This window comes from Nocardia arizonensis (genome assembly GCF_001310275.1).
Taxonomy (GTDB): Bacteria; Actinomycetota; Actinomycetes; order Mycobacteriales; family Mycobacteriaceae; genus Nocardia; species Nocardia arizonensis.
The window spans coordinates 288,910-295,862 of sequence record NZ_LGYZ01000133.1 but is presented as its reverse complement, the minus strand read 5'-3'; the positions used below and the strand labels follow the sequence as shown (position 1 = coordinate 295,862).

Here is a 6,953-nt window from a genome sequence, read left to right as displayed (position 1 = left end):
GAGGTTCTGACCGCGGGGCGGCTCGACGAGATCTTCTGACCCCACATACCCGACCGTCGAGGAGTTCGCGAAGCTGCCCGAACGTCTGTCGGGCACCCGGGTCCGGGCGGCGCGGGAGTTCAGCGCCAGGCGGGGAGTGGGGGTAGGGAGGTGGGGAGGTCGGTGCCGGGGGAGCGGCCGAGGAGCCAGGCGGCCAGGGCGGGGGCGGGGCCGGTGACGGTGCTGGTGGGGTCGGTGGCGCCGATGGTGGCCTTGAAGCCTGTGTCGGTTGCCTCGACGGCGAACGACGTTGTGGCGTCGCGGGATTGCGCGGCGGAGAGGTCGGCGGTCACGCCGGGGAGCAGGCGGGTGAGGAAGGGTTCGGGCCAGTCGGCGGGGGTGTAGGAGCAGCCGAGGTCGACGTGGTGGATCTCCACCTCTTGCAGGCGCATCCACGGAATGTCGTATGCCGGTATCTCCCGGCCGGCCCGGGTGCGGACAAGGGCCGACCACGCGGTGGCGGGAAGTTTGTGGGCCAGTGCGGACCAGCGGGTCGCGGAGGATTCGATGTCGACGAGCTGTTCGGCGACCGGGCGGGTCGAACCGGCCTCGATATCGTGGTCGCGGATGAATTGGCTGGCGTACTGCGGGGTTTCGACGCCGGTGTGCGCCCACAGCAGCAGGTTCACCAGGCTGTCGGCATTGCGGGCGATATGGGCCAGTACGTGTCCGCGCGTCCAGCCGGGAAGCAGGGACGCGGCGAGCAGGTCGTCGTTGCTCAGGCTCGCCACCGTGTCGAGCAGTCGGGTGGTGGCCTCGGCGACTTGGTCGATGAGTGCGAGAGGTTCCTGCGCGGGACTGGTCACGGTTTCGAGACTAGCGCCATTCCCGGCTTGGCCTGCATTCTGTCGCCTGCGGCGGGCGCGTTTACCGGCCAACGACGGCGTCGGCCTCGATCTCGACCAGGAGCGCGGGGGTGATGAAGGCGCTGACCTGGTACATCGAGGCCGCGGGGCGGATATCGCCGAAGAATTCGCGGTGGGCTTCGGCGACCTCGGGCCAGCGGGTGATGTCGGTGACGAAGACGCGGGTGCGGATGACGTCGGCGATACCGGCGCCCGCCCGTTCGAGGGCGTCGGCGATGCGGCGCAGGGCCTCGCGGGTCTGCGCGGCCACGTCGTCGCCCCCGACGGCGGTTCCGCCGGGGGCGGCGGCGGTGGTCCCGCTCACCGCGACGATATCGCCGATCCGTACCGCACGGGAATAGCCGACTACGTCTTCGAACTCCGAATCGGAGCTGATCATGATCCGATCACGCACGCCGACAGCATGACACGCCGGATTGCCGACAGTTCACTTGTTTTCGGTTCACTGCCGGCCCAACACGATAGACACTGCCGGCCCGACGCGATAGACATTGTCGGTGACAGCGTCTTCCGGTACCCGAATCGTCCTGTCGGCCGCCCTGCTGTGCGCGGGTGTGCTGGCCACCGCATGCGGCTCCTTCGACGCGGACTTCACGACGGCCGAGGACGAGCCGCTGGTCCTGAGCCTGGATGAGGTCACCGCCGGGTCGGGTGCGAGCGCGGTGCTGAGCGTCAGCGCCCATCCCGAACACGGTTCGCTGACCAGGCGCGCCGACGGCGCCTTCGAGTACCGCCCGACCGCGGGCTATTCGGGTCTGGACCAGTTCACGGTCACGACCACGGATGCGGTTCGGTTGTATACCACCGATATACCGACGCTCGGGGAATTCGGCGGCGCGACGGTGCAGGGCAGCGGTTTCGGTTCGGCGTGGACGCCCGCGCCGGGCACGTCGAACGAGTTCTACGGCCTGACCGACCGCGGGCCGAACGTGGACGGTCCCGGAAAGAACGAGAAGCTCGCTCCGGTGCCGGGTTTCGTGCCGAAGATCGGCAGATTCGAGTTGGCGGGCACCCGCGCGGTGCTGGTGTCGGCAATCGAGTTGCGCGATCCGAGCGGCGTCCCGTTCAACGGGCAGGTGGATACCTCAGCGAGCACCGGTGAGACCATTCGCGACCTTGCGGGCAACGTATTGCCGGCCACCGATCACGGTCTCGATCCCGAAGGACTGGTCGCGCTGCCCGACGGCACCTTCTGGGTTTCCGACGAATACGGCCCGTTCCTGGTGCATTTCGATGCCGAGGGTACCGAGATCGAACGGCTGAGCCCCGGTAGGGGTCTGCCGCGGGAGATCGGGCTGCGCACCCCGAATCAGGGTATGGAGGGCCTGACCGTCACCCCGGACGGCAGCACACTGGTCGGTGTCGTGCAGAGCGGTCTGAATACCCCGGGACTGAACGGTTCGGCCAAGGAGGTTCCGATGACGCGCATCGTCACCGTCGACCTGAAATCCAAGGCGGTCAAGGAATTCGTCTACCCGCTGGAGAATCCGAAGCAGACCGAGGTGGCGATTTCGGAGATCACCGCGATCGGCCCGACCACCTTCCTCGTCGTCGAACGCGACGGCAACCTTGCGCCCGATTCGAACAAGAAGATCTGGACCATCGACATCGCCTCGGCCACCGATGTAGGTCCGCGGTCGACGGTGGCGAACGCGACCTATGATCCGGCGGCGGGCGGTCTGCTGGTGGACGGCAAGGCGCTGGAGACGCTGGTGGGTCCGGTCACCACCGCCGAGGGCGTCGCCGCACTGGGGCGGATCGGGATCACACCGGTCACCAAGCTCGGGAATCTGGATCTGACGGCTCTGGTCACCCAGCTCGATCCGGCGGGCTCATACTTCGGCCACGACAAGATCGAGGGCGTGGCGACACCGGACGGCGGCAACACCCTCTACATCGCCAACGACAGCGATTTCGGCCTGCTGGGCAGCGTAGGTGACAAGCCGCCGTTCGGTTTGAAGCCGAAGACGCCGGCGAACGGTTGGCAGGACTCCGGCGAGATCCTGATGGTCGACACCACGAAGCTGCCGGTGAAGCCGGGCGGCCACACTTTCAAGATCAAGGTCGGCTGACTGGTTCGGTCCACTCCCGTCCCTCCAGCACCACCGCGGCAGCCAGCGTGATCATCCACAGCGACATCGACCCCACCTGGATTCGCTGTGCGATACCGAGCGCGTTGTCGCCGGGCAGATTGTCGGCGACCAGCATCCAGATGGTCGCCGCCGATCCGATCACCAGAATGGCGACGCCCGCTTCGCGCAGGATCCGCCACCGGTGATAACGGTAGGCGGCCAGGCTGAAGGCGAAGATCGCCACCGCGATGCCGGTCACGGCGAGGCTGCTGGTCAGGGCGTGGGGTTGGTGCAACTGCGGGAACAGTTCGCTGCCGCCGGTTCCGCAGCCGCTCTCCCCGGGCGCGCAGTCGTGCAAGGGCAGCAGCACGTCGGCGATGGTGGCCGCGCCGAAGCAGAACAGTGCGATCCACCCGACGGTGGTGAGCGCGCGGCGGGTGAACAGCAACAGGCCGCCGAGCGCGGCCGGGATCATGAGCGCGCCCGCGATGGTGTCGCCGGTGGAGAAGATCTCCCGGTAGGGCTTGCCCTCGGCGTCGAGTTCACTGAGGAAGGCGTTCACCGAGTCCACGTCGATGGGCAGGGCGAATTCGAGTATCCACGAGGAGTAGCACAGACCCGCGATGGCCACGGCCGCGGCGATCGACCACGATCCCACCCGTGCTCGCCGTTCAGCGATCGCTGAGCTATTGGTCACGGGTCCATTTTCCTCGGTTCGGGTGCGACTCCATGCCATCATCGCGGCATAGGGCTATATCGCAGCGAATGCGCCGCGGGACCTGGTTCGGGTGCGGCGCAGGTGGTGCGTTCACGCGTCCAGCGCGGCCTGAACCCGGTCCGCGGCGATTCCGGGATCCTCGTGTTCCCAGATCCGCACGACCCGCCAGCCCGCCGACGCCAGTTGCGCGTCGGTGGCTCGGTCGCGGGCCACGTTCCCGGCCAGTTTGGCGGCCCACCACTGCGCGTTGTTCTTCGGATCGGTGGCATGGACCGGACACCGGTGCCAGAAACATCCGTCGACGTACACCGCTATCCGCCGCCGGGGAAAGACCACATCGGCGCGACGGCGCTGCCCCGGCAGCGGCGCGCGATCCACGAAATAGCGCAGTCCGCGCCGGTGCAGTTCACGGCGCAGGGCGAGTTCGGGTTTCGTGCCGGTGCGCCGCTGGCGCGACATCCGCGCGCTGGTGGCGGCGTCGGTTGGCGGTCGCGCGCTCATGCCGCCCATCCGCCCATCCGGTCGAGGTGGCTCTCCATGTCGTCGAGGAATCCGGCCGGGAATCGCAGTCTGCCCATGCCCGCGCGGCGCAGGAACCCGGCCGTGGCGCGGGCCGAGAGCGGGCGGGATTCGGCCAGGTAGTTCTTCAGGTCCTCGTAGGGTTCCTGGACCGGCCAGGTCGACACCGGCACCGCGTAGGCGGCCCCGTTGTGGCCCCACGCGGCGACCGGCCACGGTTCGCCGGGCATGAGCGGGCGAACCCGCGGAAGGCTCGCGCCCGGCGCGTCCAGCCGTGACCCGACCCAACTCGCCATGCGCACGCTCACCGCGTTGCCGATCAGCTTCCAGCGGTGTCCGGCCCGCACGCCGGGCATGGTAACCGCGGGCGCGGTCCAGTCGGCAGCGAAGCCTTGCAGGCGTTCGGCATCGGTGAGACCGGGCGTGACGATCTCCCCCGACGGCAGGCGCACGGCGGGCGGACTGGCGATGCCGATGGCCGAACCGCCCTTCAGGGTCGGCACCGCGTTCACCGCCCAGCCGAGTCCGCGCACGCCCTCGGTCCAGTAGAAACCGCACGGATCGCGTTCCGGGTCACCGATGTCCACCGGACCCGCGTCCGTCCCGAAAAGCACCGCCCGCGGATCCTCGGTGCGCGAGGCCACCAGCAGCACCCGCTGCCTGCGCTGCGGCAGGCCGAAGGCGCGAGCGTCGACCACCCGGTATGCCCAGCTGTAGCCGAGTTCCTCCAGCACGGCGGTGATGTGGCGCATGGCGGCGCCGCGCCCCAGTTGCAGCATGAACGGGACGTTCTCCATGAGCAGCCAGCGCGGGCCGCGTTTGCGCCGCACCAGCCGGAAGACCTCGTCGACCAGACCCGAGCGCTCACCGGTGATACCGGCGGTGCGGCCCGCCTGGGAGAGGTCCTGACACGGGAACCCCGCCGCGACCAGTTCGGTATTCGCCGGAATCGCGCGCAGCCGGGTCACATCCGCGTGCAGTTCGACATCGGGGAATCGGGTGGTCAGCACCGCGCGAGCGCCCGGGTCTATCTCACACAGCAATTCGGTGTGCCAACCGTGCGCGGCGAGACCGAGTTCGAGCCCGCCGATCCCGGCGAACAACCCGACCATGCGCCCCGTCACAGTCATCCCTTCCGCGTCCCGCCAATCACGACGGGTGCCGACACTACTCGAGTCGCCACCGTCGTGACCACGGCCGGGTGGCGCGGGCTCGCGTTCGCGTGTCATGCTCCGAATCGGATTCGACGCCCCGATAATGCGAATCGGCCGAATCGCCGCTCGCTGATATGACAGCCCGTCGGTAGGACAGCTCGTCGACGCCCGCGGCCGCTCGACCGTTCGGGGTGGCTCTCACGCCCTGCGCAGTTCCCGGATTCATCCATGCGAGGCCAGGAAAGCGAGCAACGATGCAGATTCCGTGCACCACCCGCGGGAATTTCCCGAATGTCGTCGTGACCGGTCTGGCCGCGACCACATCCATCGCGGGGGATGTCGATTCCACCTGGAAGGGACTGCTGAACGGCGAAAGCGGTATCGACATACTCGAGGACGATTTCATCGACCAATTCGAGCTACCGGTGCGCATCGGGGGACATCTCAAGGTGGCGCCCGCCGCCGCGCTCACCGCGGCCGAGATCCGCGGGCTGGCCTACGTGGAGCAGATGGCGACCGTGCTCGGCCGGGAAGTGTGGCGCGACGCGGGCAGTCCCGAGGTCGACCGGGATCGGCTCGGTGTCTCCATAGGCACCGGACTCGGTGGCGCGGAGGCCGTCATCGACGCAAGGGACAAACTCGCCAACGGCGGATATCGCAAGGTCTCGCCGCTGACCGTGCAGGCGGTCATGCCCAATGGCGCCGCGGCCTGCGTCGCGGTGCAACTGGGGGCGCGCGCGGGCGTCGCCACACCGGTATCGGCCTGCTCCTCCGGGTCGGAGGCCATCGCCAATGCCTGGAAGATGATCGTGATGGGCGATGCCGACATGGTCGTGACCGGCGGCGTCGAGGGGTCCATCCAGGCCGTCGCCATCGCCGCGTTCACCATGATGCGCGCCATGAGCACCCGCAACGACGAGCCGAAATCCGCGTCGCGGCCCTTCGACGTCGATCGCGACGGGTTCGTCTTCGGCGAGGCGGGCGCGTTGATGGTGCTCGAGACCGAGGACCACGCGCGGGCGCGCGGCGCGACCATCCACGCGCGGCTGCTCGGCGCGGGCGTCACCTCCGACGGTTTCCACCTGGTAGCCCCCGATCCCGAGGGTGACGGCGCGGCGCGCGCCATCACCCGCGCGTTGCAGACCGCCGGACTCACCAAACGCGATATCGGGCATATCAACGCGCACGCCACCGCGACCCCGATCGGCGACACCGCCGAGGCGAAGGCCATCACGAAGGCCATCGGCACGCACGCCTCGGTCTACGCCCCCAAGTCCGCGCTCGGCCACTCCATCGGCGCGGTCGGTGCGCTCGAGTCGGTGCTCACGGTGCTGAGCATCCGGGACGCCGTGATCCCGCCGACCTTGAATTTGGACAATCAAGACCCCGAAGTCGAACTCGACATCGTGCGCGGCCAGTGCAGGCCGGGACCGATCGAATACGCGGTGAACAACTCGTTCGGCTTCGGCGGGCACAATGTCGCGCTGACCTTCGGAAGGTACTGATTGATGTCGGGGAGGTATGGACGGTCGGCGCGGACCTGCTAACCTTGCCGACGCTCGTGTCGTTCTGTGTTCGATGTCAC

General features: G+C 68.5%; 7 protein-coding genes. 2 read left to right on the top strand and 5 right to left on the bottom strand.

Features of this window, described 5'->3' with window-relative positions:
• Positions 1 to 119 precede the first annotated feature (119 nt).
• Both APZ21_RS32560 and APZ21_RS32555 read right to left on the bottom strand, forming a co-directional pair.
• Positions 120 to 845: a maleylpyruvate isomerase family mycothiol-dependent enzyme gene (locus APZ21_RS32560; protein ID WP_054816911.1), complete on the bottom strand. Its 726-nt coding sequence runs from the start codon at positions 843 to 845 to the stop codon at positions 120 to 122.
• A gap of 61 nt (positions 846 to 906) precedes the next feature.
• Positions 907 to 1,284 carry a RidA family protein gene (locus APZ21_RS32555; RefSeq protein WP_054816945.1) on the bottom strand — a complete coding sequence of 126 codons (378 nt, stop codon included), beginning with the start codon at positions 1,282 to 1,284 and terminating at the stop codon, positions 907 to 909.
• A gap of 118 nt (positions 1,285 to 1,402) precedes the next feature.
• Here APZ21_RS32555 and APZ21_RS32550 point away from each other — a divergent pair, with 118 nt between their 5' ends.
• Complete coding sequence (locus APZ21_RS32550; RefSeq protein ID WP_082393638.1) at positions 1,403 to 2,977, top strand: esterase-like activity of phytase family protein; 1,575 nt, start codon at positions 1,403 to 1,405, stop codon at positions 2,975 to 2,977.
• On the opposite strand, the gene APZ21_RS32545 is transcribed toward APZ21_RS32550, so the two are convergent.
• The 3 genes from APZ21_RS32545 to APZ21_RS32535 form a co-directional block, all read right to left on the bottom strand.
• Positions 2,964 to 3,674, bottom strand: coding sequence for a DUF998 domain-containing protein (locus tag APZ21_RS32545; protein ID WP_054816910.1), 711 nt, complete (start codon positions 3,672 to 3,674; stop codon positions 2,964 to 2,966). The two genes, APZ21_RS32550 and APZ21_RS32545, sit on opposite strands and share 14 nt — an antisense overlap.
• A 111-nt stretch (positions 3,675 to 3,785) precedes the next feature.
• A complete protein-coding gene (locus APZ21_RS32540; RefSeq protein ID WP_054816943.1) occupies positions 3,786 to 4,196 on the bottom strand; it encodes a very short patch repair endonuclease in 411 nt (136 codons plus the stop codon).
• Entirely contained in the window at positions 4,193 to 5,344 is a 1,152-nt protein-coding gene (locus APZ21_RS32535; protein ID WP_239476979.1) for a DNA cytosine methyltransferase, read from the bottom strand. The genes APZ21_RS32540 and APZ21_RS32535 overlap by 4 nt, the downstream gene beginning before the upstream one ends.
• 278 nt (positions 5,345 to 5,622) lie before the next feature.
• Between APZ21_RS32535 and APZ21_RS32530 the strand changes: the two genes are divergently transcribed.
• A complete protein-coding gene (locus APZ21_RS32530; RefSeq protein ID WP_054816909.1) occupies positions 5,623 to 6,873 on the top strand; it encodes a KasA/KasB family beta-ketoacyl-ACP synthase in 1,251 nt (416 codons plus the stop codon).
• Positions 6,874 to 6,953: the final 80 nt, after the last annotated feature.

What these genes read in the sequence shown, in the direction of transcription:
- APZ21_RS32555 (WP_054816945.1), bottom strand. Translation starts at nt 1,284, where the DNA reads ATGATCAGCTCCGATTCGGAGTTCGAAGACGTAGTCGGCTATTCCCGT.
- APZ21_RS32540 (WP_054816943.1), bottom strand. Translation starts at nt 4,196, where the DNA reads ATGAGCGCGCGACCGCCAACCGACGCCGCCACCAGCGCGCGGATGTCG.
- APZ21_RS32530 (WP_054816909.1), top strand. Translation starts at nt 5,623, where the DNA reads ATGCAGATTCCGTGCACCACCCGCGGGAATTTCCCGAATGTCGTCGTG.
- APZ21_RS32535 (WP_239476979.1), bottom strand. Translation starts at nt 5,344, where the DNA reads ATGACTGTGACGGGGCGCATGGTCGGGTTGTTCGCCGGGATCGGCGGG.